The sequence below is a fragment of the Kribbella antiqua genome (assembly GCF_004345665.1).
GTDB classification, from domain to species: domain Bacteria; phylum Actinomycetota; class Actinomycetes; order Propionibacteriales; family Kribbellaceae; genus Kribbella; species Kribbella antiqua.
Genome location: NZ_SLWR01000003.1, coordinates 431,736 through 456,385, shown reverse-complemented (window position 1 = coordinate 456,385; position 24,650 = coordinate 431,736). Strand labels below are relative to the sequence as shown.

Genomic DNA, 24,650 nt, shown 5'->3' with positions numbered 1-24,650 from the left:
CGGCGCCATCCGCGACGTGATCCGCGTCACGCCTTCAAACGCTTGTAAGGCAGGCGGGTTCACGCCTGAGCGTCTACGTGGGGGCAGGAAACCCTCACGATCCGTGTGCGATTTTGTTGATCTGGGCGCAATCCGCGTTTGAGGGCTTCGTGACCTCCTCGTTATGGTCGATGACGCCACTGCAGCCCCTCGCGGTGGCAGCCCCTCCTGGAAGGCCCCTCCGTGTCCTCTCACCCTGACGTGCCGGCAAGCGAACGGCCGGCACAACGTCCGGCTGCGCTGCGTCGGGTGGCCAAGCATCGCGCCTCCCGCCGAAGTCTGCGAAGTCTTGGCCGTCGTACCCAGCTGATCGGCCTCACCGCCGCTCTGGCCGCTGCGGCCGGCACCACCGCCGTCGGACTCACCTCCTCCGCCACCGGCTCCTCGACCACCGCGACCGAGCTGAGTGCTGCCCAGGCCAACGCCCTGTCCGCGGCCCGGGTCGATCGACGGGACCTCGCCTCGCGCGACACGTCCCGGGTCGACCTCGGTCTCGCGGCCACCAAGAAGCTGCAGGCCGAGCAGGCCGCGCAGGCTCGGGCGGCGAAACTGGCCGCCAACGCGACCTTGACCCAGCGCCGGGCCCTCGCGCTCGCCGCGGCGAAGCAGGCGGCTGCGAAGAAGGCCGCCGCGCAGGCACGCGCCCTGGCCGCGGCGAAGGCTGCCGCGATCGCCAAGGCCAAGGCCGCGCCGAAGGTCGTCCTGCCGACGACCGGCTACCACCTGACCGCCCGGTTCGGCCAGGCCGGCGGCCGCTGGGCCAGGAACCACACCGGCCTCGACTTCGCCGCTCCCATCGGTACGCCGGTTCGTTCGGTGATGGCGGGCGAGGTCATCCAGGCCGACTACGAAGGCGCGTACGGACGCCAGGTGAAGGTCCGCCACGCCGACGGCACGGTCACGTCGTACAGCCACATGTCCGAGTTCGACGTCTCGGTCGGCGACACCGTGGCCGCCGGCGACCAGGTCGGCGCGATCGGCGTCACCGGCAACACCACCGGCCCCCACCTCCACTTCGAGGTCCTCCCGGACGGCGACACCCCGGTTGACCCCGAGCCCTGGCTCCGCGAGCACGGCGTCAACCCGTAACGAACGAGGCTTGACCTCGACTGTTGTTGAGGTTGCAGGCTGTGCGGATGAGTATCTTCACCGCATCCGAGCTCGCCTACCTGGCCGAGCAGAAGCTGGGCCGGCTCGCCACGAAGGTGCCCGACGGCACTGTGCAGAACAACCCCGTCGGGTTCTTCGTGAAGGCGGCAGAGGGCTACGTCGACATCGGCGGACACGGCCTGGGCGGCAGCCGGAAGTTCCGGAACATTCAGGCCGATCCGCACGTGAGCCTGGTGGTTGACGACCTCTCCACCGAGCACGGCTGGCAGGTCCGCGGCGTCGAGATCCGCGGCCGCGCCGAGGCGATCGTCGACGTCGACCCGCCCATGCCAGGCTTCAGCCGCGAAATCATCCGCATCCACCCCGAGCGCATCCTCAGCTGGGGCCTGGACGGAAGCAGCAGACGCAACGTGGCATAGCCCGCTACCTGAGGAACGCCAGCACAGTGTCGAGGAAGCCCTGAGGGTCGTCCAGCCAGGGATGGTGGGCGACGCCGGGTAGAACGGTGAACTGAGCGTTGGGGAAGAGGCCGGCGAATTCTTCGGCGGCAATCGTGTCAGTACCCCAGTCGAGAGCCCCGGCCAGGATCAAGGCCGGGGCTTCGAGCTTTGTCAGAGCTGCTCGGGTGGCCGCCGGGTCGAAGGCGTCGCGTGAGTTGAAGCTGCCGAGCGCTTCGTAGTTGGCGAGGGTGTCTTCGAAGGCCTGGTGGGCTTTGGCGTCGGCGTCCCAGCGGGCGTACGACATCGGGTTGAGGGCTTGCCAGTCTGCGCCCTCCCCGGTCTGGATCGCTTCGAACGCGGCGGAGACCTCGGGGTACCACGGCTCGTCCTTGCGCCGTTCCAGGACCTGGCGGCGACGGTCGGCGGTCACGTCGATGCCGACGGACCTGGTGCCAGGGGTTGCGAGCACCAGCTTGGCGATCCGCTCTGGGTGCTCGGCGGCGTACCGGGTGACCAGGCTCGCGCCGGCGGAGTGGCCGAGCAGCGTGAGCTTCTCGAGTCCGAGGTGTTCGCGCAGCGCTTCGACGTCGCTGACCTGCCGATCGCATCGCCAGTTCTGCGGATCGCCGGGCCCGTCGGACTCACCCGTCCCGCGCAGATCCAGCAGGACCAGCTGCCGATGCGCCGATAAACCACCCAGGTCCCCGAGGTAAGCACTCGCGAGCATGCCACCTGGCACGCACACCAGTGGCTCACCTTCGCCCAGCAGGTGGTAAGTCAGCTCGACCCCATCTGGGGCAGCAAATCGTGCCATCAGAGCATCTTCGCCATGTCGACGGCGTCTATGAAGGTGCCTTCGATGAGGAATTCGTTGGGGTGGATGCCCTCGACGACGTAGCCGTGGCGTTCGTAGAGGCGGCGGGCGGTGGTGTTGGTGCCGTGGACGTGGAGGCTGATCTTGCGGGCGCCGCGGCGCTTGCCCTCCGCGGCGGCCGCTTCGAGCAGCGTGCTGGCCACGCCGATGCCGCGGTGTGCGTGGGCGACCGCGAGACCGTTGATGGTGAGTACGCCGTCGCCCTCGGGGAACGGGTACTTGTCCTGTAACCGCAGATAGCCGACGACCTCACCGTCGTACTCGGCGACCAGATGCGCCTCCGGTCCGCTGCGGGCGAAGAAGCTGTCCCGGATGGCCTCCTGGTACGACGGGAACCCGGAGGTGGCGTCCCAGGAAGTCTGGTCGATCTCGAGCAGGGCGGCATCGTCGCTCTCGACCGCACGACGAATGCTCAGGCGGATGTCGGTCACTCCCCAATCCTCACCCGCGATCAAGGCCATCGTTGCCTCGGGGGATGGTCTGATGGATGGCTAGCATGGCGCGCCGTGTCAGACCATCGTTTGATCGCCAGCAGCCCGATTCCGTCCGAGCGGCCGATCCGCGATTTCGCGCTGACCGTCGTACGGGACCGGCAGGTTCTGGTCTGCGCCGATTGGGCCAACGCGGTCTGGGTGTGGGACATCGCGCAGGACCTCTGGACGGAACAGCCGCTCGCCGGCGTCGAGCTCCCTGACTTCGGCCACGTGGCAGTCGATGTCGTCGGTGAACGAGTCCTCTTCGCCGCTGGCGGGGAGCACCAAGACCCGGCTCTGTGGGATCTGCTGACCGGCGAATTGCTCAGTCGATCCACCCAGACCTGCGTGCATTCCATGGCCCTGACCCAAGTGCATGGTCAGGCTGTGATCGTGGCAGGTGTGGTGGCGCAACTCGATGAGAGACCGGTTGTGGTCTCGAGCGGTGCAGACACTGTGCTGGTGTCGGATCTCGCACAGGGTGAGCTCATCTACGAGCTTCCGTGCGACGGAGCGAGCGGCCCAGTGGCACTGTCCGAGGTGGCCGGCCGTCCAGTGGTACTCGCGGCAACCTTGGATGGCGACGTACGAGCGTGGGCCGACGGCAGCTCGATAGGTCAGCCACTCACCGGCCACGAGAAGCCCGTTTCCGCACTGACCACGATGACGATGGGAGGTCGCGCCTTCGCGGTCTCCGGTGGCGAGGACGGGACCGCGCGAGTCTGGGATCTCGTCCGGCAAGAGCAGTTCGGCGACCCTCTGATTGGGCATCAAGGCGAGATCTGGACTGTCGGAGTGACGACCCTCGACGACCACCGCGTCGTACTCACCGCCGGCCGCGACGGCGTCGTCCGCGTGTGGGACCCGATCGCCTAGATCAGCTCGGCTCCTCCGGCGGATCCGGGAGTACGGCGAGGGGCCGTTGACGCCAGTGCACGTCGTGCCAGGCGTCGAGCTTCCAGCCGATCCGGCGGTAGGTGCCGATCTCCTCGAAGCCCAAGGCCGTGTGGAGACCGACGCTGGCGTCATTCGGCAGGGTCATGCCGGCGATCGCCGTACGGAAGCCGCGCTCGATCAACCGGTCGAAGAGGGCTTCGTACAGCGCGCGTCCGCCACCGGTACGGCGCCGTCCCAGCTCGAGGTAGACGCTCACCTCGCAGGACCAGCGGTACGCCGCTCGTGGCTTCATCGGACCCGCATACGCGTAGCCGACCACGCGCCCTTCGTCCTCGAGCACCATCCAGGCGTGGGTCGCCTGGGCGTCGGCGATCCGCTGAGCCATCTCGGCGGCGGACGGCGGGTCGATCTCGAAGGTGATCGCCGTTCCGGTGACATAGGGCGCGTAGATCGCGGCGCAGGCCTCGCCGTCGAGCGGGGAGGCGTCTCTGACTTTTGCCATGCCACGATAGTAGCCATACCTGCTGCTATAGTGGCAAGCGTGTTGGATCAATTGTCGGCCTCGCTGGCAGCGACGCTGCAGGCCGCCCGGACCGCCCAGGACCTGTCCGTGAACGCGCTGGCCGAGTTGTCCGGGGTGTCTCGGGCGATGATCGGCAAGATCGAGCGTGGCGAGGCGCAACCGACCGCGGTCCTGCTCGGCCGGCTCTCGGCTGCCCTCGGCATGACCTTGTCTGAGCTGGTCGCCCGCGCGGAGAACACCGGTGACCTCCTCCGCCGCCAGGCCGATCAGCCGGTTTGGACAGATCCGGCCACCGGCTATTGGCGCCGGGCCGTCTCGCCGGCGGCGACCGACAGTCCGTTGGAGTTGGTTGAGGTCGAACTTCCGCCCGGAGCATCGATCTCCTACCCTGCCGACGCCTACGCGTTCAAACGCCAGCAGCTGCTCTGGATCCTCGAGGGCCACCTGCGCTTTCACGAGGGTTCGGTGATCCACGATCTGTTGAGCGGCGACTGCCTCCAGCTCGGCCCGCCGTCTCCGACCACGTTCCACAACCCCGGCGACGGCCCGTGCCGCTACCTGGCCGCGTTGGTCAAGTCCCGTCCTTGACGTACGCCGAACCACGCCGCCAGCGCGGTTCGTAGACCTTCGAGCTCCTCCGCAGCATCGCGCTCCACGGCCCAGGCGACGTAGCCGTCCGGCCTGATCAGCAAGGCGATCGGGCCATGCTCGCAGCGCCCGATCTCCACATGGACCCGGTCAGTCACAACCTCGGCCGCGAACACCGCGCCCTCCGTGAAGTCGAGCAGCAGGGGGCGAGCGGTCTTGGTCAGCTCCGCCAGCCGGACTGTCCTGCCGTTCTGCCGGATGGTCAGGTCAGGCGCCCACCGGCCGATCAACGGATGCGGCCCGTCGTAGTAGCGGATGTCGGCGCCGGTGATGAGGTCGGCGACGTGCTGAACATTCCGCGGCTCCGCCAGCAACTCGGCGAACAACTCGCGGAGCGCCGTAACTTCGTTGCCTGGAGCAATCAAGGCGGATTGAGCCTGGGTCTGCATCACGACCCGCTGCCCGACCGGCCGCCGCTCGGACTCGTAGGTGTCGAGCAGTCCTTCCGGCGCCCAGCCCTGCAGCTCGGCGGCGAGCTTCCAGCCGAGGTTGACGGCATCCTGCAGCCCCAGGTTCAGCCCGGGTCCGCCGAGCGCGGAGTGAACATGCGCGGCATCCCCGACCAGCAACACCCGACCCTCCCGGAAGCGATCGGCCAGCCGGCTGTTGCCGCCGGTCGAGCGACGCAGCAGATGCGGTCCATCACCGTCGGGCGGAGTCAGCGGAAGGTGAACGCCCAGCACCCGATCGACACTGTCCTGGAGTTCGCCGAAGGACATCGGCTCATCGGGCGGCGCATCCCACTCGCCCGTGCCGACCATTGGGATCCGATTCGGTAAGTGCGCGTAGAAGAACAATCCCCGCTCCGTACGGTGATGCATGGCCGGCGGGATCACGCCGTACGACGGTATCGACAGTCCGCCGGTGGCGGGGTCGACGTACTCGGGCGGTACGGACGCGTTCGCCGTACGGTGGACGCTGGCGTCGTTGGTGACGCCGGGGAAGTCGATGCCGGCGAGTTTGCGGGTCAGGCTGCGGCCGCCGTCGGCGCCGACGAGGTAGCGGGTCTTTTGTTGATACACGCCATCCGGGCCGGAGATGTCGACGGCGACGGAGTCGGCATCCTGGGAGAAGCCGATTAGTTCGTGGCCGCGGCGGATCTCGGCGCCGAGTTCGAGTGCGCGTTCCTGGAGCACTTCCTCGATCCGGCGTTGCGGGACCGGGAGGATGTAGACCGGATTGTTCTCGAGCGCGGCGAGGTGGAGCGGCATCGCGCCGTACATGAAACGCGGCTGAGGTTTTGGTGGGTCCGTCGTACCGCTGAGGCGTTCGTACAGGCCGCGGCGGTCGAGCATTCGGACGACTTGGCCGACGAGGCCGTTGGCTTTTGGTTCCTCGCTGGGAGCGGACAGCCGCTCCAGCACGATCGGCCGGATGCCGGACAGCAGCAGCTCGGTGGCGAGCATGAGACCGTTCGGGCCAGCTCCGGCGATGACGACTTCGGCATCCATAAGACCTGTCCAATCGAAAGTGGGCGTGACGCAGCGCCCCGGGCGGTGCCGGGGTGTCTGCATTTGGCTCTAGTTGGGTTCGGGGAGGCCGGCGGCGATCTGGTCGAGGGCGTCGGACAGCAGGTCGGCCATCGGCCGTGGTGGGTCAGCGCGGAGCCACTCGGCCGTCGCCACTGCCAGCGCGGACCCGACGACTTCGGCGACGAGCCGGGGGTACAGCCCTTGCGTCCCGGTCCGGTCCGCGATCGCGGCGGCCAGTTCGTCACTGGCTGCCGCGTGAGCTCTGGCCAGTTCGCCCTGCAACGACGGCTCGGTCACCATCAGCCTTACCCCCGCCAGCCACTGATCATCCGGCGGCTGCACCCCGCCGTGACCCTGCTCGCCGAGCGCGAACCCAGCTTCGATCGCCGCCCGGAGCGCCACCCACAGCGGCTCATCCGCGGGCCGGGCGCGTAACTCGTCGGCGATCCGCAGCGTGCGATCGACATGCCGGGCCGCGATCGCCTCACCCTTACTGGAGAAGTAGTTGCGGAACGTCCGGAGCGAGACGCCGGCCTCTGCGGCGATGTCCTCGATCCGCACGTTGTCCAGACCGTGCTTGACCGCGAGCCGGACCGCCGCCCAGCTCAGCGCGATCCGGGTCTCCTGCTTCTTCCGCTCCCGCAGCCCTTGGGTCATGCCGTCGACGGTAGCAAATCTTGCCTAAAGAGCAAAGATGCCTTTTAGGCAAGTTTTGCTTTTGGTGGCTCGGCGGGAGGGCGGCGTGGTTGGGTTGTCGGAGCTTTGCCTCGCGCGATCGGAGTCTTGAGATGACCTTGGTGTGGATTCTGACGCTGGCCCTGATTCTCGGGCTGCTCGCGTTCGACTACTTCTTCCATGTCCGGTCCGCGCATGTGCCGACGTTGCGGGAGGCCTCGATCTGGTCCGCGCTGTACGTCGGGATCGCGCTGCTGTTCGGCGTACTGACGCTGATTTTCGGCGGTGCGGCGATGGGCTCGGAGTACTTCGCCGGGTACATCACCGAGAAGGCGCTGTCGGTCGACAACCTGTTCGTGTTCCTGATCATCATGACCAGCTTCCGGGTGCCGCGGGAGAACCAGCAGAAGGTGCTGCTCGTCGGCATCGTCGTCTCGCTGATCGCCCGGGCCGGGTTCATCTTCCTCGGCTCGGCCCTGCTGAACACGTTCTCATGGGTCTTCTACCTGTTCGGCATCGCGCTGCTGCTCACGGCCGGGAACATGCTCAAGCCGCAGACCGAGGAGTCGCACTCGGCGCAGAACATCGTGGTCCGGCTGGCCCGGCGGCTGTTCCGGACCGCTGAGGACTTCGACGGCGACCGGCTCTTCACTGTCGTCGACGGACGCCGGCTGATGACGCCGATGGTGCTGGTGATGATCGCCATCGGCGGTACCGACCTGATGTTCGCGCTGGACTCGATCCCGGCGATCTTCGGCCTGACCCAGAACGTGTTCGTCGTGTTCACCGCGACCGCGTTCAGCCTGCTCGGCCTGCGGCAGCTGTACTTCCTGCTCGACGGGCTGCTGGACCGGCTCATCTACCTGTCCTTCGGGCTGGCCGCGATCCTCGCCTTCATCGGCGCGAAGCTGATCCTGCACGCACTGCACGAGAACAACCTGCCGTTCGTCAATGGCGGCGACCACGTCGAGGTGGTCGAGATCAGCACCGGCCTGTCCCTGGTGGTCATCCTCGTCGTCCTGCTGATCACGATCCTCGCGTCCCTGTTCAGTACGCGCGGCCGCACGCAGACCGCGATGGCGAACATCCGCCGCGACGCCGCCGCCTACCTCGACTCCGAGTACACCGCCGACGCCGGCGAACGCGAACGCATCTTCCGCCGACTCCTGGAAGCCCGCGACCACATCATCGCGCTCGGCCCCGACGCCCGGCAGCAGGTCAAGAACGAAGCCGACCTGATGGAACTCTGCCGAGCCGCCGCCGCCAGCCACGCCGCCGCCCACCCCGCCCACGAAATCCGCCCCAGCCTGTAATCCCTCCCACGCGCCACCACGCCCGCTCGTCCCTCGCGTGCTCGCGGAACAGTCAGGACAGCAGCGACGGGGGCATCCCTAGGCGTACGGCAGCAGTTGGTCGTTCAGGCGAGTTCGCTCCCGTCGCCGATGTAGACACTGTTCAGACGGCGTGTAGCGTCTCTTCGAATTCGGTCACGAGGCCTTCGCCCGGGAAACGGTGCTGGAGCTCCCGGTCCAGTTCGCTCGCCACCATCAGCAGGTGGAGTTTGCTTTGGCGGCCGTTCTTGAGTCCGGTCTTGCCGTGGTCGACGGCCTGTTCCAGGTCGCCTGCGCGCCCCGCCATGATGCCGAGGGTGATCCGGGATTCGGCGATCCGCATCGGGCTGAGTTCGGTACCGTCCGGGGACGTGTTGTCGTTGATGACCGTGGCGGCGTACTGCGTTGCGAGTTCGTCGTCTCCGGCGATCCGGTGCACGTCCATCGCGTAGTAGTCCCACTTCGCGGGGTCGACCTTGAAATGGTTGTCCGGGCGATCTGGGTACGGCAACAGGTCGAGCATCTCTTTGCCTTGGGCAAGCAACGTGCTCAGGCCGGCTTCACCGAGCCGGGCTCTCGCCTTGGCTTCCTGGGCGATCAACTGGACATGGACGCTGGAGGTCTGGGCAACCGCCTGACCGCGTTGAGCGGCTTCGACGGCCTGACGGAACCGGCCCTGCGTCAACGCGAACCATGCCGTCATCTCGTGTCCCCAGCCGGCGATCTCGGGATGTCCGGCTTCCAGGCCGAGCTGTAAAGCCGCCGTACGTGTGGATTCGGCCGCCGAACGCAGACCCAGGTCGTATTCCACGCATCCGGCCAGCAGCGCGAGCCAGCCGCCGGCCACCAGCAGTTCCCGGTGCGCCTTCAGACCAACCGGACGCCGCAGCAATCCGCCGACGTGTTGCAGCCAGTCGTGGGCTTCCCGCCGAAGGTCGAGAGCATCGCGGTAGTTGTACTGGCAGCAGAGTTCTTCAATGGTCGACTGCAATGCATCCAGAGTCTGCGCGCTAGTGTCGCTGGCCTGCATCCGCTGGACCAGTTCGGCGGTCTGCCACGGCAGCCGGTCGAGCCGGGCGGTCACATCGTCCCGGGCGGCGGCGATCAGCTCCCCCTTGGCCCTGAGCGCCTCATCGCAGCACCGGGCCAGATCGTCAGTCGGTTGTTTGCGGCCGTTCTCGATGTTCGACAGGTACGACCGACTGAAGTGCGTAGCCTTGGCAAGATCAGCCAGGGACCATCCTCGGTGGTCCCGGTACTCCTGAAGGCGCCGCCCAAAGCTCACGCGCCCCAGTGTCACCCATGCCGTTGTATCCCTGCATCCCGAACAGGTGGGATACGCGGGAATCGTCGATCCGGACAGCGGACTAGGCCAAGCTTTCGGCACGAACACCGAGACACCGACCAGCCCAACCGGCGACCGGGCCTGGCCCGAACTGAGGGCCTCGCGGACCGAACCCTGCGACGGTTCCAACCCGGACACCGGGCAGCCGTGCGTACTTGGCTGGCACAGCGGCTACCACCGCGAAGCATCCGGCCAGGAGTGGCTGGACTCCTGATCCGCAGGGGCGCGCGTGCAGAGCCCTGACCTCCGCGCGCATCCCTGCCACCACCCACGCCGGTCGGCGAGATTGGCCCGCGACCACCCCCGATCAGGTCACCGGGCAGCCATGCAAACCGGCGCTGGGCGGTGGCGTCATCGCCAGAGGAGTGTCAAATGGCGCGCTTCCTGTTTGCCTTGGGTGCGGCCGGCGTGGGCGGAGGGGATGCGGGTCGCGGGGTCCATCTGGTTGGTGCCCATTGCGGTTCGGGAGTCGGCGTCCGGTGTGATCACCTCGACGTGGCTGCCTTGGTTGCGCAGGGCATCGACCTGGCTTGGCAGGTCCGCGCCCGGAAATCTGCGCAGGCCCTCGAACTGGCCTTCCGGTAGTGGCCCGCTGCGTCCGCCGAACGGCGAGAGTACGACGACGTTCGCGTACCCCGTGGCAAGGTCGGCGTTTTCGGCGGAGCGCACGCCACCGTTGATGTATCGCGTGCCGTTGATGCTGTGTGTGGGGCCTGCACCGGGCAGAGCGGTGCTCGCGATGACCGCGTCCACCAGGTCGACGCCGGAATCGCGGTCGAATGCAGCCAACTCGCCCGTACGCGCGTCGAGAGCCACCAGAATCATCGGTCGCTCCGGCCAGACATGTCGAGGCAACCTGGCGGCGACCATTGCGCGCCGCTGTTCCGCCGCCTCGGGCCCGAATGTGGAGTCGCTCTCCAACCCGAACGCGCCCATCGCACGTTGCAGATCGGCTGCCGAGGTCGCGGCGGCGCCGATGGCACGCATCCGCTCGAACACCGCGGCCATCGCCGGTGACGGCGGCCGTTCTCGCTTCTGCCCGACCGGTTGAACCGGCTCGGACAGCACCGAGGCCAACAGTTCGGCAGGCGGTATACCGCTGCGCACCCAGGCTGCCACGGTGGCACCGGACGAAGTGCCGACCATCAGATCGGCGGCCTCTGTCAGATCGAGCCCAGCTTCGGCCAGGCCCGCGATGACACCGATCGCCCACGCGTTTCCGGCAGCCCCACCAGCACCGACTACCAGAGCAAGGTTGCGGTCCACTTGCGGGTACGACGTACGCCGTACCGAGTCAAGCGGGGATCGGGCTTCGCCCCCGGTCGACGGGAGCGATTCGTGAAACCGCGACATTTCTTGGTCCTACGGACCATCCAGTCGGCTGGCCATCATGTCGAGTGTCGGCCAAGGAGGACCCTCGCGCAGTGAGCGCAGGAGTTCGTCTCCGAATCGCCTCCCGTTCGGAAACTGGTCGCCAACGTCCCAACGCCACGCTGCGACCATCGCGAGAACTAGCTGCCGGCACTCGTCCAGCAGTCCTTGGTCAACGCCCTGGTAGTGCTCGCAGACCGCCTCGGGAACATGGGCGAGATCGAACTCGACGGGTCCACGGCAGCACGTCTCGAAGTCGATGAACAACGGGCCGTTCTTCGTGCTGAGCACATTGCCTGGATGCGGCTCGCCGTGGAGCAGCTGCTCCTCGGCGCCGCGGTCGTCGATCGCCGGTCGCAGGCTTCCTAGTCTGCTGCTGAGGAACACGCGGTCTGCGTCGGCAAGCTCCGGCGAGAGATCCGGGTTGGCAACGATTTCTTCTGCCTCCGCGATTCGATCCGTGAACCGTGGGCTCGCCACATCAACCTTGCGCATGCCGGCGTGCAGCTGCTCCAGCGCCTTGGCGTAGTCGGCTGGTGAGACGTGAGGTGTCACGGGCTCGTAGTAGATCCACAGCGTCACTGCGAAGCCATCGCGCGCGTACACAAGCGGGTCCACTCGAGGTTCCAAGGCGCCCACCGGTGATCCGACCTCGGCGAGCCGTTGAGCGAGCTCGACTTCGAACTGTGCAACCTCTTTCCCCAAAGGGGCGACCCGGGCAAACACCTCGCATGGCGTCAGCCGCAGCGCCAGCTTGTTCGAGTTGTGGAGAACGATTGCGTCGGTGGCCGGCAGGTCGAGCGATGCGGCGACCGAAGTCGCAGCCGCGATCGCACGCGTGACGTCAGACATCTCCATGACGGGCCACGCTACATTCGCGATCGTGTTCTGTCCCTTGTATTAGCCGGGGCTGCGGTCTCGCCCACCGGTCGGTGACCCCGCTGGCACAACTCCACGATCTCGGCCTGACGACCACCTTCGTTCAAGTGCCGGCGATCGCCCCCAACCACGCCCCGGCGGGCGTGTGGGAAGGAGTGATCAGCCTTTGACGGCTCCTGAGGCTAGGCCGGTTACGTAGAAGCGTTGGAGGCCGACGTACAGGACTACGCAGGGGATCATTGCGATGACTGAGCCGGCGACGAGCGAGCCGAAGTTGACTTCGCCGTAGGCGCCGGCTTGGACGTTTACCAGGGCTACCGGGAGGGTGTAGAGCTCGTCCTTGGTCAGGAAGGTCAGGGCGCCGAGGAACTCGGTCCAGGCTGTGAGGAATGCATACAAAGCGACCGTCGCGGCGCCTGGGGTGACCAGGGGGCGTAAGACCGAGCCGATCATTCGTAGGGTGCCGCAGCCGTCGACGTGGGCCGAGTCCTCGAGTTCGACCGGGACCGATGCGAAGGAGTTCCGCATCACGAACACGCCGAACGGCAGGTTGACCGTGGTGTAGAACAGCACCAGTCCGAACAAGCTGTCGGTCAGCCGCAGGACGTTCATCTCCAGGTAGAGCGGCGTGAGGATCGCCTGGAACGGGATCATCATCGATACCACCACCAGCGCGAACAGCAGCGGCCCGCTCCGGAACCGGAACCTGGCGAACCCGTACCCGGCCAGGGTCGCAAGTCCGGCGGTCAGTGCGGCGGTGCTCAGGGCAACGACCAGACTGTTGCCGACGGCCCGGATCAGGTTGCCCGGTCCCTCGATCAGGGTCCGGAAGTTGTCCCAGGTCAGGTGGAAGAAGGTCGCCCGGTCCGGTGCCGCGACGATCACGTCGTTCGGCTGCACCGACCGGAACAGTGCCCACAGCAACGGTACGGCGAAGACCAGGAAGGCACCGCCACCGCCGACGACATACAGGATGTTCTTGAGCCTCATCGTCAGTCCCTCTCCCGGAGCAGCCAGAACTGGGCCGCGGTGACCAGCCCGACCACGACGACCAGCACGATCGAGAGCGCGGTCGCGGCGCCGAGCTGCAGCTGGACGAACGCGCGGTTGTAGATGTACTGGACGACCGTGGTGGTGTCCGTACCCGGACCGCCGCGGGTCAGGATGTAGAACTGGGTGAACGCGAGCAGCGAGCCGACCACCGAGATGATCACCGACATCGCGATCGTCGGGCGCAGCACGGGAATGGTGATCTCCCATTCCTGCCGCCACCAGCCGGCCCCGTCCAGTTCGGACGACTCGTAGTACTCGCGGGGGATCGCCTGCATGCCGGCCATCAGCAGCATCATGGTCAGGCCGGAGACACCCCAGATCACCAGCACGCAGATCAGGCCGGTGGCGAGCGGCCCGTCCACCAGCCAGGCCGTCGTACCGTCGGTGATACCGAGCCGGCGGAGGATGATGTTGATCGCGCCACTGTCGGGTTGGGCTTCGAGCACGGTGACGAAGCTCAGCGTCGACAGGCCGACCACGAACGGCAGGAAGAAGACCGTTCGCAACAGCGTGGAGCCGCGTCGCTTGCGTCGTACCAAGACTGCCAGGGTGTAGCCGAGCACCAGGATCGGCACGGTCACGATGACTGTGTAGAGCAGGGTGTAGAGGACCGACTTCGCGAACGCCGCGTCGGAGACGATCGCGGTGTAGTTCTTGAGCCCGGTGAACTTGACCGTTCCGATCAGCGGCCAGTTGGTCAGCGAGATCACCAGCGCGAAGCCGAGTGGAACGAGTACGAAAACGGCGACGAAGAGCACGGCCGGCGTCACCAGTAGCAGGCCGGTGCGAGGTGGATGCGTCAATGAAGTACGACGCGTGGACCCAGTCGGAGCCTTCTTGACGGCAGCGGGTCGGCTCTGAACCGATGTCAGACTCATCGTCGTCCTCACTTCGCTCCGGGCGCCGATGAGGCACAAGGTACACAGCGCTTGATGATGAACTCGCTTCGCTCGTTCATGCTTGCCCCTGGGAGAGGATGCGGTCGTAGTTGTGCTGAGCTTGCTTCATGGCGGCCTCCAGCTCGCCGTCGAACACGGCCCGGCGAAACATCTCGAGCCATGGACCGTCCGGCTGGTTGTAGAGCAGGTTGTAGGACAGCGTGGTCGGCGCGTAGCCCTCCGAGATGTTTTCCAGCGGCAGCGTCGCGAGCGGGAACTTCTTGCCGAATTCCGTTGTCGCCGCGTCCGACCGGACCGGCGTGTAGCCACCGGCCGGCAGGTCGATCTGCTGCGGCAGGTCGAGCGCGAACTTCACGAACTCCCATGCGCCGGAGGCATTGCGAGCGCCGCGCGGGATGCACATGTTGTCACCGCCGTCGAAGAACGCTGCACCACCATTCGGGCCGGACAGCAGCTTGGGCGCGAGCTTCTGGTGGAACGCGTCATCGGACGGTGACACCACGACGGCGTAGTTGGACGGGAAGATGCCGATCTTGCCGGCCCGGAAGTCACTCCCCCAGCGGGACGCGTCGTCGGAGAAGCATGCCCGCGGCACCAATCCGTCCACCCACAGCTGCCGGTGCAACTCCAGCATCTGGGTCACCACGTCGTTTCCGACGATGTTCCCGGACTGTTCGCCGACCGTGCCTTTGATCAGATCCGTGTCCGCGGCCCAGACCATCGGCTGTACGACGAACCCGAGGGCGCCTGGGCTGTTCCCCGGAAAGCTCCACGCGTAGATGTCGTCGCCCAGCTTGCGCAGCTTTCGCGCCGCAGCCAGCAGGTTGTCGAAGGAGGTGACCGCCTCGTCCGGGTCGACCTCGGCCCGGTCGCACAGCTCGGTGTTGAACCAGAACATCGAGTTGTCGGCCAGGTACGGTACGCCGTACACCCGGTCCTGCTTGGTTGCCAGCCGCAAATGTCCCGGGCTGAGTTTGTCCCGGAAGTCCAGCGCCTGCAGCGGATCCGTGAGGTCGGTGAAGGCATCCCGGTAGATGAACAACATCGAGTTGATGTCGTCGATGTCGACCAGGTCCGGAACACTCCGGCCGCGGATCGCGGTCGCCAGCTTGGTCACATACTGCGCGTCCAGGACCGGCGTCAGCTCGACCGTGAGCCGATCCTGGGACGCGTTGAACTTCTTCACCAGATCGGTCAGACCGGTCTGGGTCGCCGCCCGGCACCACACCTGCACGGTGCCGGTGGCGTCCTGCCCGAACCCGGCCGCCTGGACGTCGGGTGCGGGCAGAACCGAACTGCAGCCCGGTACGGCGGCGGCCGCCGAAGCAGCCGCCGTCAAACCGAGGAACTTCCTTCGCGTGAGCATGCGAACCTCCGCCTCACTCGGGAGAGTCTGTGGGCCTAGGGTGTGGCTGATGGTCCCGCGCCGTAGCGAGCAGGTGCTCGGTGCGGTGCATCGGCGTGCTGGAGCCAAGGTCTCGATGCGGAGCATCGTGGCCTTTGCTCCAGTGCGGCGAGGTGCCGTGCCGAGTGCCGCGCAGTAGGCGGGGGACCATCAGCCACACCCTCGTCAGCCGCGCGGGAGCCAGACGCGCATCGCACCGATCTCGCGATTCGCCCAGGCGTAGTAAGGAACCGCAACCACATCGACCTCGTCACCGACCGAGTCCGCAGCATCGGATGTGAACGGCCAGCCGCCTTGGTGACCGGTTCCGATCCGTCCCCGCGTCTGCAGCACCGTCACGCCATCGAGCAAACCGCCATCATGCGATGCGGCAACTGCTGCCTCTGGCAACAGATGCAGATCGTCGACGTTCGCCTGCTGATCGACCTGCTCGACCGCGTAGACGAGCGGACCGCGTTCCAGCGCGACACAACCGCGGACGGCGTCGATCCGCGGGTCGGCGGCAACAACACGCGTTGCCATCGGCAACTGCAGGTCGATGACGTCGGCCTCGACGCGCGCATAGGTGCCGGCCGCAACAGCCGAGCCGTTGACTGTTGCGCCGTCCGCCCAAGCCGGGATGCGGAGCTCCACCGCGACGGAACCATCCACGGTGATCCGCACAGCACCGTCCCACGGGTACGCCGTCTCCACGGTCAAGGTGGCGTCGCCCACGGTCAGCGTGCCGGCGGCGTACTGATGGATCTGTACGGCACCGTCGCTGCTGCTGGCGAGGTATCCGTCCAGGCTGGCGAGCGTGCGCATGATGTTCGGCGGGCAGCACGCACAGTCGAACCACCCGCGCCGGCCGTGGGCCGGGCTGCGGTTGTTGTCGGCGTGCGCGGCGCCACGCAGCTGCAGCGGGTTGACGTAGAAGTACTCGGTCCCCTTCAGCGAGACCCCGGCGAGGAAGCCGTTGTAGAGCATCCGCTCGATGGCATCCGCGTAGAAGGCCTCACCGGTCGCGAGCAGCATCCGCCAAGCCCACTGGATCCCGCCGATCGCGGCACAGGTTTCGGCGTACGCACGGTCCGGCGGCAGCTCGTACTCGTCACCGAACGCCTCGCCCTCCCAGCGCGCACCAAGCCCACCGGTGATGTAGGTCTTCGTCGACCACATGTCGGCGAACTGGCCCTTCAGCGCCTCGAGCAACTTGGCGTCACCGGTCTCCAGCGCGACGTCCGTGGCGCCGGCCGCAAGGTAGACCGCGCGTACGGCGTGACCCTCGACGGTGGTCGCCTCGCGGATGGGGACACGGTCGGAGAAGTACGTCGGCTCGTGGCCGTGCTCCTTGATGATCCCGTGGCCGCGGGCGTCGACGAACCACTTGGCGAGGTCGAGGTAGGCCGCCGTACCGGTTTCTCGATACAGCTCGACCAGGGCCATCTCGATGACCGGGTGGCCGTCGATGTCGACCGTCTTGCCTTCTCCTTCGCCGAAGGTCGCGACCAGGTGATCGGCGACCTTGACGGCGACGTCGAGGAGTTCGCGGTCTCCAGTGCAGCGGACCTGGGCGACCGCGGCCTGGATCAGGTGTCCGGCGCAGTAGTGCTCGTGGCTCCAGACGAGTTGCTTGTAGCGGCCCTCGTCGCCGTACCGGAGCTGGACGACCGAGTCGAGGTAGCCGTCGTCCCGCTGTGCGGCGGCGACGATCGCGGTGAGCTCGCGCTGGCGCTTGAGCAGGTCCTCGCTCGGGTTGCGGCCATACTCCCACGCGGCAGCCTCGAGCCACTTGAAGACGTCGGAGTCGGCGAACACGGGGCCGATCGCCTCGCCCTCGCCGATGCCGGCCGCGAGCCGGAGGTTCTGCAGGTTGCCGGCCGTCTCGAGCTGGTCCTGGCCGCTGGGGATCGCGCTGTCGCCGTTGCGGAGCTGGCGCGGCGCCCAGAAGCCGCCGGTGATCTTGGCCTGCGCGAGGCCGACGGGGAGCCAGCGGCCTTTCGCACTGGCCGCTGGGCTGCGGGAGGTGGTGACTGCTTCCGGGGTAGCGCTCATAAGGGCGTGACTCCTGAGGAAGGTGAGGAAGGATGCGTTGCGGAAAATTCAGAACACGTTTTCCTTGACGAAGTTAGAGACGGTTCGGGCTTTGGTCAACCCCTGGATGCTGGCGAAAGCCGGTGAGTCGGCGAGTTGTGCTGTACTGTTGCCGGAAAGTTCGGAAAGGAGTTGCCGATGGCGTCGCGTGGACCTTCGCTGCCCCGGATCACGGATGTGGCCGCTTTGGCGGGCGTCTCCACGAGTACGGCGTCCAAGGCCCTGAACGACACCGGCCAGCTCCGGGAGGAGACTCGCGAGCGAGTACGACGGGCCGCGGAGCAACTCGGGTTCACCCCGGACAGCCGCGGCCGGGCGCTGTCGTCGGGGCGCAGCTTCACGGTCGGGCTGATCACCACCGACAGCTCCGGGCGATTCAGCATCCCGATCATGCTCGGCGCGGAGGATGCGCTCAGCGCGGGCGAGATGGCGCTGGTGCTGTGCGACACGCGGGACGATCCGTTGCGCGAGCAGCACTACCTGCGGTCACTGGTGTCGCGGCGCGTCGACGGGATCATCGTGACCGGGCGACGGACCGAGCCGCGGGCGCCGATCGACGTACCGATTCCGGTGGTCTATGCGTTCAGCCCGTCGACAGACCCGGCCGATACGTCCGTAGTCGTGGACGATCACGGCGGTGCCGCGTCGACTGTGCAGCATCTGCTCAGCCTCGGGCGGCGGCGGGTCGCGCACATCACCGGGCCGGCGTCGCATCAGAGCGCGCGGGCCCGGGCCACCGCGACTGTGGAGACGGCCGGCGACGCGTTCGTCGGCGAGCCGATGCACGGCGAGTGGAGCGAGCGCTGGGGGCGGCACGCGGTCGACGTACTGCTGCGGTCGTCCGACGACGTCGACGCGATCTCGTGCGGCTCCGACCAGATCGCGCGCGGCGTCTGCGACCGCCTCCGCGAGCTCGGGCGCTCGGTCCCCGACGACATCGCCGTCACCGGCTACGACAACTGGACCGTCATGGCCACGGCCAGCCGGCCACCCCTCACCACTGTCGACCTCGAGCTCGAGGAACTAGGCCGCCGTACCGCCAACCTCCTCCTCGACGCCATCGCCGGTTCCCCCCACCCCGGCCTCCTCCACATGCCCACCCGCCTGGTCACCCGAGAGTCCACCCTCGGCACGTGAGAGGCTCGTGACCGTGCAACGGATCTCGGCTCGGAACGCGCGGTTTCAGGTGTGGCAGTCGTATCTGACCAACCGGAACAAACGGCAGCGGGCGGGTGAGTTCCTGGTGCAGGGGGTGCGGCCGATTTCGGTTGCCGTGGACAACGGATGGCCGGTACGGACAGTGATCCACGACGCCGCGCGGCCGTTGTCGCGGTGGGCTCAGGAGTTGTATCAGCGGTTGCCGGGGGTCGAGCGGGTGGCGATGGAACCGGAGTTGCTGGCCGAGCTCGGTGAGAAGGATGCCGAGGTCGTGGCGGTCGTGGAGATGCCGCCGGACGACCTGGATCGGATCGAGGTCGGACCGGACTTTCTCGGGGTGGTCTTCGACCGGCCGACCGGACCCGGGAACATCGGGTCGATCATCCGATCCGCGGATGCGTTCGGCGCGGATGGCGTGATCGTCACCGGGCATGCCGCCGACGTCTACGACCCCAAGGCGGTGCGGGCGACGACAGGCTCGCTCTTCGCGCTGCCCGCCGTACGGGTTCCGTCGCATCGTGAGGTGATCGAGTGGGTACGACGATCCGCCGTACCGATCGTTGTCGTTGGCACCGATGAGCACGGCGACGTGGACGTGTTCGACTTCGACCTCACCCAGCCCGTGCTGCTGCTGGTCGGCAACGAGACCAACGGGCTCAGCGCGGCCTGGAAGGAAGCCGCCGACGCCTTGGTGCGCATCCCGATCACGGGATCGGCGAGTTCGCTCAACGCAGCCAATGCGGCGACGGCTGTCCTGTACGAGGTGGCGCGGCAGCGTCAGCCCTCGAGTCGGTAGAACCGCCAGAACGGGTGCTCGATCGGGAGGATCTCGACGGTCGTGAAGCCGGCGGCTTCGGCTAGTTGGCGCATGACGGCGGGCCTGATCGCCAGCGGTCCTACCACCTCGGAGCCGGCGTCGGGGCGGCCTTGCGGTACGCACCAGACTGTCCCGGCCGCGGCCATGAACCGCTCGACCTCGTCACCAGGAGCAGTGAAGTGCTCCGCGACGTTCTCCTCCATGACGATGACCGAGCCACCGGGCGCCAGCGCACGACGGGCGGCCTCGAGCGCTGCCACCGGATGCGGCAGGTCGTGCAGGCACTCGAAGAAGACCGCCAAGTCGTATCCGTCCCGGGGCAGCGGCTGCGTGATGTCGGCGACCTCGAGGTCGACCTGGCCCGCCACACCGCGCTCGGCGACGTACCGGCGACCGCGTGCGATCGACTCCTCGTCCAGGTCATATCCGTCGACGCGGATGTGTGGGAACGCCTCCGCGAGCCGGATCGACGACCAGCCCACGCCGGCGCCCAGGTCCGCGACGCGTGCCGGGTGACTGGTGTCCGCGAGGCGGGCCTGGATGTCCGGGACTTGCGGCAGCCACTCGTCGATCAGCGAGTTCTCGTACGCGGGCCGGTTCAAGGCCTCCTGCGCGGTGACCGCCTCAGCGCCGTACGCGGAGTAGGGCACACCCTCGCCGGTATGGAACGCAGCCACCAGAGACGGAAACGCTCGGCCGACCGCAGGCGGGAGGTAGGCAAGGCCGCCCACATAGAACGGGCTGACCTCGTCGACAAGCGTCTCGCGCACGCCTTCGGCCAGGCTGAACACCGCGGACGACGGATCGTCGCCGTTGGCGGTCAACAGGCCAGCGACAGCCTGCTGGGCCAGCCACTCCCGGACATAGCGGGCATCGTGCCCGGTCCGCTCTGCCAATTCGGCGGGCGTCGCCGACCCGTCCTCAGACAGTGACCGGTACAGCCCGAGCTCGATGCCGAAGTAGACGTTGAACAACTCCGCAGCGTCTAGGGCCTGACCGAACAAGCGGCCACACAGCTCCTCGGCCGCGGACGGGCTGGGGGTGGTCTCCTCGGCCGCGGCCGGCTGGACCTGATCCTGCAACGTGCTCATGGTGTCCTCCTGGATGCTCCGCGGCGCCCAGTGCGTCGCGTCTACCAGGGAGGCGCCAGGTCGGACCTGGCGATGCCACGTCAGCCGTGCCAGGTAACGGCTTCCTCTGGGCGGTAGACACAGAACCGTCCGGTGGAGACGGCCAGCTCGAGGTGGCGAGCCAGCTGTGGATGGACCTCACGGATTGCTTTGATCGCCGTCGCGATGCGCATGGCGACGGCTTTGCGAGCCCGCTCGGCCGGATCTCCCGTCGTACGGGCGCGACCGCCCAGCCCGTACGCCGCCGCCAGCTCGTGGACCAGGAAGTCCCGCTCCTCGGTGAGCGTGCTGGCCAGCTCGTCGTCCGCCTCGGCGATGTCGGTTTCGAGCTCGGTCAGCCGGCGCTTGTAGGCAGCCCGGGCCTCGCCGTCGAGGACCGGCCCTGTGTCACCACCGAGCGCCGCTCGCGGCGGACCGCCGGCAGCCGCGACCAGGTCGAGCACATGAACCGGCTCGCCGGGCCGGGCCAGCAGCGCGGACAGGTCGTGCATCCCCTTGGAGTCCGGGACGGTGACCTCGCCATCCCGCCAGCGGAGGTGCCAGGTCCTGCCGTCCTTCTTGAACAAGCCCTCGATGGCGGTGGATGCTCTGGCAGGAGTGCCTTCGATCGCGGCCAGGTCCTGCTCAGCCTTGACGAGCCAGGGCGCCGCGCCGGACTCGCGGTACTTCTCAACAGCCCCTCCCAGCAGACGCCGAGCCACGTGAGTACGGCCGAGGAACGCCGCCAACCGCCCGAGCAGATGCGCCGTCACCCCGATCACACCGCCGCCGATGCCGTCGATCACCCACAAGTCCTCGTACGGCGCCAGCCGGCGCGCCACCTCTTCGGCCACATCGGCACGGGAGAGAGCGATGGCCGCATCGCCGGCGTGCCACATCCCCTCGAGCCACTCGCAGTCATCGGCCACCGCATCCAGGCCCCGGCCCACCAGCCGGTCGAAGTAAGGCCCGGCCTTGTCGAGTTGTCCGGCCGCGGCGTAGTAGCTGGCCGCCATGGCCAGCGCGACGGGTGGCTCGTGCACAGACTTGACGGCCGCCTCCACCTCAGCCGCGAAGCTCGCTGGGATCACACCCGTCGTCCGGTGAGTCCACATGTGGAGGGTGAAGACCATCATCCACGCGTTGGTACTGCCGGCGCGCTTGCCGATCGCTTCGGCCTCATCGGCGTACCGGACGGCCGCTTCGAAGTCGCCAGACATCAACGCCCGCGTGCCACGCCACAACGGGACGTACCAGGAGTACAGCGGCAGCATCAGTCGCTCCGACGTCCGCGCGAACGCCTCGATCTCCGCATCGACCGCCGGCCAGTCGCCGCGTTCCATCAGCGCCACTACCCGCAGCCGGCGCGCCAGCAACTGACACGGCGAATCGTGGCCGCGTTCGGCGACCCCGAGCATGCGGCTGGCCGCGGCAAACCTCTCGTCGACCTGGCCCGGCCCGGCCATCGTGTCGCAGTACGCCGCCAGCGCACCCGACTGGACACACGCATCGTCCAGTCGACCGGCCATCTCGACGGCGGACTGGGCGAGCTGGACCCGCTCGCCCTCCCGATCCGACCCAGCGTAGGCAAGCGAGAGCCGCCCCATCACCGCCGCACGCAAGCCGCCGTCCCGCTGCGGGAGCTCGACCAGAGCTTCCTCGAGCAGCTGTGTCTGCAGCTCGTCGTACAAGGGGACCTCGAAGCCGCCCAGGCCGGTGCCCATGCCGAGCGCGGCCATGGCCAAGTGGCTGGCCCGGCCGGACTCCCGGGCCAGCTCGGCGGTCTGGGCGAACGTCTGCCGGGACCCCTCGAGGTCGCCCGCGAACATCTGTGACTCGCCCAGCTCGAGCATCACCTTCGTACGCTCGATCTCCTTGCCACGCAGGGCAATCCGGTAGGCGCCGACCGCCTGCTCATACCCCATCCGCGACCGGGCGGTTCGCGCCGCCCGCAGCGCCCACTCCGCCGCCCGCTCGGCCGCGTCGGGACCGAAGGCAGCGGACCAGTGCCGGGCGACCTCGCCCGCTTCGGCATCTCCGGTCTCGAGTTGCTCGGCCAGCGCGCGATGGAGGGCAGCCCGCCGCGCCGTACCGAGCGAGGCCTCCAGCACCTCCCGGACCAGGGCGTGGGTGAACCAGATCCGCCCCTCGACCGGCGGGCCGGTGAGCAACCGGGCCCTGACCGCCTCCTCGAGGAGATCGAGAACAACGTCAGCAGGGTTGTCGGTGACGGCCATGATCAGAGCCACCTCGGCGCCATCGCCTGCCACCGCCGCGACCTCCAGGATCCGCTGGCAGTCCTGGCTCACCCGCGCGATCCGGCGGGCCAGCACCTCGCGGACGCCTTCGGGCACGCCGGTCGTCGCCGGCCGGGCGGCGAGCAGCCGGGACACCTCACGCACGAAGAACGGGTTTCCGCCCGTGCGGCCGTGGACCATCGCGGCCATCTCGTCGGCCGCTGTACTGCCCAGGACGCCCGTCACCAGCTCCGCGACCTCGTCGACCTCGAGCCCTTCGAGACGAATTCGCTGTACGGCGGTCGGCAGCGCCCGTACGGCGGTCAGCACCTCGTCGCCGGTCTCGAGCGGTTCGTCGCGACAGGTGGCGACCAAGAGCACGGGGAGGCCGGGCAGCGCGTCGATGACAGTTCGAAGCAGCAACAGCGATGCGCCGTCGGCCCAATGTAGGTCTTCGACAATGAGCAGGACCGGGCGGTCGATCTCCCGCAACGCATCGATCACCGAAACAAAAAGCCTCGCGCGAGCGCCGGCGTCGCCACGTAGCAACCCCGGCCCATCCAACCCGCCCGCGCGAGAACCGGCGGCTTGATCGGTGGCGAGCCGGTGCTGCGGCGCGAGGTCTCGCAGGATGGTTCGCCACGGCCAGAACGGCGGCATCTCGGTGGCCGAGCACCAGCCCCAGGCGACGGTCACACCAGCTGCAGCGGCGCGATCCGCGAACGTCTCGGCCAGCGTGGTCTTGCCCATGCCCGGCTCGCCAAGGATGACCGCGGACCGACCCCGGCCCTCGATGGCGGCCGCCAGTAGGCCGTCGAGCTCGGCCAGCGGCCTGGCGCGGCCCACCATCGCGGGCCTGCGCGCGTCCAGTCCCTCCATACGACGCCTCCCAACCTCATGCTAAGCAGCAGAGGTTGGGAGGTCAGCCGTTCGAGTGAAGCCGTCCGCGGCCCGTAATCAGGCGGTGCAGAGCAGCTCGCCGTGGAGGATCGAGATCCAGCCGTCCGGGCGGGCGGCCCAGGTGCGCCAGGCGGCCGAGATGCGCTCGAGTGTCTCCTCCGGTACGCCGGCGGCGCGCGCCTGATCAGCCATCGCCGACTGCAGGACGCGGTCGGCCCACATGCCGCCCCACCACGCACGGTCGTCCTCGTTTGTGAACGCCCAGTTACTCGCGGTCGCCGCGATCTTCTCGAAGCCTGCTTCAAGCGCCCAGGACAGTAGCCGCCGGCCGGCATCCGGCTCGCCCTGATTGGCGCGCGCCATCCGCTGGTAGAGGTCCATCCACTCAGCCAGCTCTGGCAACTCGGGATACCAAGTGAAGCCGTGGTAGTCGGAGTCGCGGACGGCAACGATCCCGCCAGGCTTGCAGACCCGGCGCATCTCCCGCAGCGCCTGCACCGGATCCGCCACATGCTGGAGGACCTGGTGGGCGTGGACGACGTCGTACGTGTCATCGGGAAGGTCCAGCTTGTGTACGTCGCCGACGACGAACTCCACGCCGATGTCGAGCTTGGCGAACGTCGCCTTCGTGATGTCGAGGGCGGCTTCGGTCGCTTCCAGGGCGGTGGTTTGGCCGGGTTCGACGAGGCGGGCCAGGTCGGCGGTGATGGTGCCGGGGCCGGAGCCGACGTCGAGCAGCGACATGCCGGGACGGAGATGCGGAAGGAGGTAGCCGGCCGAGTTCTCCGCGGTGCGCCAGGCGTGCGAGCGCAGTACCGATTCGTGGTGGCCGTGCGTGTAGACATTGCTCATCGAAGGCTCCTTTGCCATGCGCTCCACGCTAGTACAGAGTCTTGTTTTTTGAGACATATCATCTCGAATA

At 67.8% G+C, this 24,650-nt stretch carries 24 protein-coding genes; 9 read left to right on the top strand and 15 right to left on the bottom strand.

Annotated features, from left to right (window positions below; all coding sequences use genetic code 11):
• Positions 1 to 288 precede the first annotated feature (288 nt).
• Positions 289 to 1,128 (top strand): M23 family metallopeptidase, encoded by an 840-nt coding sequence (locus EV646_RS11610; RefSeq protein WP_132147390.1) that lies wholly within the window; start codon positions 289 to 291, stop codon positions 1,126 to 1,128.
• 47 nt (positions 1,129 to 1,175) lie between these two features.
• The gene (locus tag EV646_RS11605) at positions 1,176 to 1,568 is read left to right on the top strand and encodes a PPOX class F420-dependent oxidoreductase (RefSeq protein WP_132147387.1); all 393 of its coding nucleotides are present in this window, start codon (positions 1,176 to 1,178) and stop codon (positions 1,566 to 1,568) included.
• Positions 1,569 to 1,572: 4 nt separating this feature from the next.
• On the opposite strand, the gene EV646_RS11600 is transcribed toward EV646_RS11605, so the two are convergent.
• Both EV646_RS11600 and EV646_RS11595 read right to left on the bottom strand, forming a co-directional pair.
• Entirely contained in the window at positions 1,573 to 2,403 is an 831-nt protein-coding gene (locus EV646_RS11600; protein WP_132147384.1) for an alpha/beta fold hydrolase, read from the bottom strand.
• Positions 2,403 to 2,894, bottom strand: a complete 492-nt coding sequence (locus EV646_RS11595) for a GNAT family N-acetyltransferase (RefSeq protein ID WP_132147381.1) — start codon at positions 2,892 to 2,894, stop codon at positions 2,403 to 2,405. The genes EV646_RS11600 and EV646_RS11595 overlap by 1 nt, the downstream gene beginning before the upstream one ends.
• 75 nt (positions 2,895 to 2,969) lie before the next feature.
• On the opposite strand from EV646_RS11595, the gene EV646_RS11590 reads away from it, so the two are divergent.
• Positions 2,970 to 3,812 (top strand): WD40 repeat domain-containing protein, encoded by an 843-nt coding sequence (locus EV646_RS11590; RefSeq protein ID WP_132147378.1) that lies wholly within the window; start codon positions 2,970 to 2,972, stop codon positions 3,810 to 3,812.
• A gap of 1 nt (position 3,813) precedes the next feature.
• On the opposite strand, the gene EV646_RS11585 is transcribed toward EV646_RS11590, so the two are convergent.
• Complete coding sequence (locus tag EV646_RS11585; protein WP_132147375.1) at positions 3,814 to 4,335, bottom strand: GNAT family N-acetyltransferase; 522 nt, start codon at positions 4,333 to 4,335, stop codon at positions 3,814 to 3,816.
• Positions 4,336 to 4,374: 39 nt separating this feature from the next.
• On the opposite strand from EV646_RS11585, the gene EV646_RS11580 reads away from it, so the two are divergent.
• Complete coding sequence (locus EV646_RS11580; protein ID WP_132147372.1) at positions 4,375 to 4,944, top strand: helix-turn-helix domain-containing protein; 570 nt, start codon at positions 4,375 to 4,377, stop codon at positions 4,942 to 4,944.
• On the opposite strand, the gene EV646_RS11575 is transcribed toward EV646_RS11580, so the two are convergent.
• Entirely contained in the window at positions 4,911 to 6,455 is a 1,545-nt protein-coding gene (locus EV646_RS11575) for an FAD-dependent monooxygenase (RefSeq protein WP_132147369.1), read from the bottom strand. The two genes, EV646_RS11580 and EV646_RS11575, sit on opposite strands and share 34 nt — an antisense overlap.
• Before the next feature lie 69 nt (positions 6,456 to 6,524).
• Complete coding sequence (locus EV646_RS11570) at positions 6,525 to 7,133, bottom strand: TetR/AcrR family transcriptional regulator (RefSeq protein ID WP_132147366.1); 609 nt, start codon at positions 7,131 to 7,133, stop codon at positions 6,525 to 6,527.
• Between the two features lie 131 nt (positions 7,134 to 7,264).
• On the opposite strand from EV646_RS11570, the gene EV646_RS11565 reads away from it, so the two are divergent.
• The gene (locus tag EV646_RS11565; RefSeq protein ID WP_132147363.1) at positions 7,265 to 8,464 is read left to right on the top strand and encodes a TerC family protein; all 1,200 of its coding nucleotides are present in this window, start codon (positions 7,265 to 7,267) and stop codon (positions 8,462 to 8,464) included.
• Between the two features lie 142 nt (positions 8,465 to 8,606).
• Here the strand turns inward: EV646_RS11565 and EV646_RS11560 are convergent, their stop codons facing one another.
• Positions 8,607 to 9,767, bottom strand: a complete 1,161-nt coding sequence (locus EV646_RS11560; protein WP_132147360.1) for a helix-turn-helix domain-containing protein — start codon at positions 9,765 to 9,767, stop codon at positions 8,607 to 8,609.
• A 46-nt stretch (positions 9,768 to 9,813) separates the two neighbouring features.
• Between EV646_RS11560 and EV646_RS11555 the strand changes: the two genes are divergently transcribed.
• Positions 9,814 to 10,041, top strand: a complete 228-nt coding sequence (locus EV646_RS11555) for a hypothetical protein (RefSeq protein WP_132147357.1) — start codon at positions 9,814 to 9,816, stop codon at positions 10,039 to 10,041.
• Positions 10,042 to 10,178: 137 nt separating this feature from the next.
• Here the strand turns inward: EV646_RS11555 and EV646_RS11550 are convergent, their stop codons facing one another.
• The 5 genes from EV646_RS11550 to EV646_RS11530 all read right to left on the bottom strand — a co-directional run bounded on the left by EV646_RS11550 (position 10,179) and on the right by EV646_RS11530 (position 15,395).
• A complete protein-coding gene (locus tag EV646_RS11550; protein ID WP_199236932.1) occupies positions 10,179 to 11,093 on the bottom strand; it encodes a patatin-like phospholipase family protein in 915 nt (304 codons plus the stop codon).
• 96 nt (positions 11,094 to 11,189) lie between these two features.
• Positions 11,190 to 12,056: a phosphotransferase family protein gene (locus tag EV646_RS11545; RefSeq protein ID WP_199236931.1), complete on the bottom strand. Its 867-nt coding sequence runs from the start codon at positions 12,054 to 12,056 to the stop codon at positions 11,190 to 11,192.
• A gap of 180 nt (positions 12,057 to 12,236) precedes the next feature.
• Positions 12,237 to 13,067 carry a carbohydrate ABC transporter permease gene (locus EV646_RS11540; protein WP_132147351.1) on the bottom strand — a complete coding sequence of 277 codons (831 nt, stop codon included), beginning with the start codon at positions 13,065 to 13,067 and terminating at the stop codon, positions 12,237 to 12,239.
• Positions 13,068 to 13,069: 2 nt separating this feature from the next.
• Positions 13,070 to 14,008 (bottom strand): carbohydrate ABC transporter permease, encoded by a 939-nt coding sequence (locus tag EV646_RS11535; RefSeq protein ID WP_132147349.1) that lies wholly within the window; start codon positions 14,006 to 14,008, stop codon positions 13,070 to 13,072.
• A 76-nt stretch (positions 14,009 to 14,084) separates the two neighbouring features.
• The gene (locus EV646_RS11530; protein WP_132147346.1) at positions 14,085 to 15,395 is read right to left on the bottom strand and encodes an extracellular solute-binding protein; all 1,311 of its coding nucleotides are present in this window, start codon (positions 15,393 to 15,395) and stop codon (positions 14,085 to 14,087) included.
• Between the two features lie 49 nt (positions 15,396 to 15,444).
• On the opposite strand from EV646_RS11530, the gene EV646_RS40595 reads away from it, so the two are divergent.
• Positions 15,445 to 15,573 carry a hypothetical protein gene (locus EV646_RS40595; RefSeq protein ID WP_277875102.1) on the top strand — a complete coding sequence of 43 codons (129 nt, stop codon included), beginning with the start codon at positions 15,445 to 15,447 and terminating at the stop codon, positions 15,571 to 15,573.
• 26 nt (positions 15,574 to 15,599) lie between these two features.
• Here EV646_RS40595 and EV646_RS11525 read toward each other — a convergent pair whose 3' ends face one another.
• The gene (locus EV646_RS11525) at positions 15,600 to 17,468 is read right to left on the bottom strand and encodes a glycoside hydrolase family 127 protein (protein WP_132147343.1); all 1,869 of its coding nucleotides are present in this window, start codon (positions 17,466 to 17,468) and stop codon (positions 15,600 to 15,602) included.
• A gap of 177 nt (positions 17,469 to 17,645) precedes the next feature.
• Here EV646_RS11525 and EV646_RS11520 point away from each other — a divergent pair, with 177 nt between their 5' ends.
• On the top strand, positions 17,646 to 18,644 hold the full coding sequence (locus EV646_RS11520; protein WP_132147340.1) for a LacI family DNA-binding transcriptional regulator: 999 nt from the start codon (positions 17,646 to 17,648) through the stop codon (positions 18,642 to 18,644).
• A gap of 7 nt (positions 18,645 to 18,651) precedes the next feature.
• A complete protein-coding gene (locus tag EV646_RS11515) occupies positions 18,652 to 19,461 on the top strand; it encodes a TrmH family RNA methyltransferase (protein WP_132147337.1) in 810 nt (269 codons plus the stop codon).
• Here EV646_RS11515 and EV646_RS11510 read toward each other — a convergent pair.
• The 3 genes from EV646_RS11510 to EV646_RS11500 all read right to left on the bottom strand — a co-directional run bounded on the left by EV646_RS11510 (position 19,443) and on the right by EV646_RS11500 (position 24,580).
• Entirely contained in the window at positions 19,443 to 20,573 is a 1,131-nt protein-coding gene (locus tag EV646_RS11510; protein ID WP_132147334.1) for a class I SAM-dependent methyltransferase, read from the bottom strand. The two genes, EV646_RS11515 and EV646_RS11510, sit on opposite strands and share 19 nt — an antisense overlap.
• Positions 20,574 to 20,653: 80 nt before the next feature.
• Positions 20,654 to 23,707 carry an ATP-binding protein gene (locus EV646_RS11505; RefSeq protein ID WP_132147331.1) on the bottom strand — a complete coding sequence of 1,018 codons (3,054 nt, stop codon included), beginning with the start codon at positions 23,705 to 23,707 and terminating at the stop codon, positions 20,654 to 20,656.
• A 78-nt stretch (positions 23,708 to 23,785) separates the two neighbouring features.
• Positions 23,786 to 24,580, bottom strand: a complete 795-nt coding sequence (locus EV646_RS11500) for a class I SAM-dependent methyltransferase (protein WP_132147328.1) — start codon at positions 24,578 to 24,580, stop codon at positions 23,786 to 23,788.
• Between the last annotated feature and the right edge of the window lie 70 nt (positions 24,581 to 24,650).